Source organism: Variovorax sp. 01T439_2 (assembly GCF_056398445.1).
Window position 1 is genome coordinate 1 of record NZ_JBFTPJ010001141.1, and the last position, 1,631, is coordinate 1,631.

Annotated in this window: 3 protein-coding genes; all 3 read left to right on the forward strand. The window is 70.4% G+C overall.

What is annotated here, in order from left to right:
* Positions 1-276: DsbA family oxidoreductase (locus tag AC1DOC_RS32830; RefSeq protein WP_478131461.1), on the forward strand; the 276-nt coding region annotated here is incomplete at its 5' end.
* Between the two features lie 122 nt (positions 277-398).
* Positions 399-869: a hypothetical protein gene (locus AC1DOC_RS32835; protein ID WP_478131462.1), complete on the forward strand. Its 471-nt coding sequence runs from the start codon at positions 399-401 to the stop codon at positions 867-869.
* 56 nt (positions 870-925) lie between these two features.
* Positions 926-1,631 (forward strand): DUF1800 family protein (locus AC1DOC_RS32840; protein ID WP_478131463.1); only part of this gene is annotated, 706 nt, incomplete at its 3' end.

The following is a 1,631-nucleotide window of genomic DNA, read 5'->3' on the forward strand; positions in this document are numbered from 1 at the left end:
GACCGCCAGAACCCCTCCGACCACGAGGTGCTGGTGCGCCTGGCCGCCGAGGCCGGGCTCGATGCGGCGCGGGCCCGCGAGATTCTGGCCAGCGACGAATTCGCCCGCGAAACCCGCGAGCGCGAACGCATGTACACCGACGCCGGCATCCATTCGGTGCCCGCGATCATCATCAACGACCAGCACCTGATCTCGGGCGGCCAGCCGGTCGAGGTGTTCGAGCGCGCCTTGCGCCAGATTGCCGGCGCTGCACCCGCCAGCGTGGCGGTTGCCTGACTTAGCCGGGGCTTAGCCGCCGCCTTGCGCGGCGCTGCGAAGGTAAAGTGCGTCAACGCGGAGCGGGGCACGGCGGTTGAGGAAGCGTCCTTGAACCGCCGTCACTCACAGGAGCTCCGAAGATGAAGAAGAAAAGCCTCATCGCCGCACTCGTTCTCATGGCCGCGGCCTCGCTGCCCGCATTGGCCGACGAATACGGCAGGCACCCGTTCTACCTGCACGCCCTGTCCGACCTGCGCATGGCCGCCTGGAAGGTGGAGCACCGCCGTCCCGAAGACGGGAACGTCTCGCGCGACGAGCAGGTGGTGCTCGACGAGATCCACGCCGCCATCGGCGAGCTGCAGCACGCAGCATGGCTCGACGRCAAGCCCATCGAATGGCGCGAGCCCACCGACGCGTGGCTGCCGCGCCAGGGCCGCCTGCATGCGGCGGTCGACCTGCTGCGCAAGGTGCGCTCCGACGTGGCGCGCGAAGAAGACGACCCGCGCTCGCGGCCGTTCCAGCAGCGCGGCCTGGTGCACGTCGACGCGGCGCTCGGCACCGCGCAGCACGCCATCGGCGACGTGCGCCGCCACGACCTGCGCACGGAGTGAATGCGGTGGCGGCCGCCGCTTCGCAGTGGTTGTTGTTCTCCCCGCGCCGGGTGCCGATGGCGCTGGCTGCATGCGCGCTGGCGCTGCTCGCGGCCTGCGCGGGCGCGCCGGGGAACCATCGGCCGCTGGTGTCGGTGTCCCTGCCTTCTGCACCCATGAACGAAGCCGCGCGGCTGCGCTGGCTCGACCGAGTCGGCTGGGGCGCCAATGCGAGCAGCGAGGCGCAGCTGGCGCGGCGCGGCTTGCCGCTGTGGATGCGCGACCAGCTCAATCCGCGGCCCGCGCCGCTGCCGGCGGCCGCGCAGGCACAGGTCGATGCCATGGCCATTTCGCGCACGCCGCTCGACCAGCTCGTCACCGGACTCGATGCGCAGCGCAAGGCCGCCGACGCGCTGCCCGACGAAGACCAGAAGAAGGCCGCGCGCCAGGCCTACCAGCGGCAGCTCAGCGAACTGGCGCGCGAGGCCCAGCAGCGCTTCGTGCTGCGCGCGCTCTATTCGCCCAACCAACTGCAGGAGCAGATGACGTGGTTCTGGATGAACCACTTCAACGTCAACCTGCGCAAGGACAACATCCGCGCGATGGTGGGCGACTACGAAGAGAGCGCGATCCGCCCGCATGCGCTCGGCAGCTTCCGCGACCTGCTCGGCGCCACGCTGCACCACCCCGCGATGCTGCGCTACCTGGACAACGCGCAGAACGCCGCCAACCGCATCAACGAGAACTACGCGCGCGAGCTGATGGAGCTGCACACCATGGGCG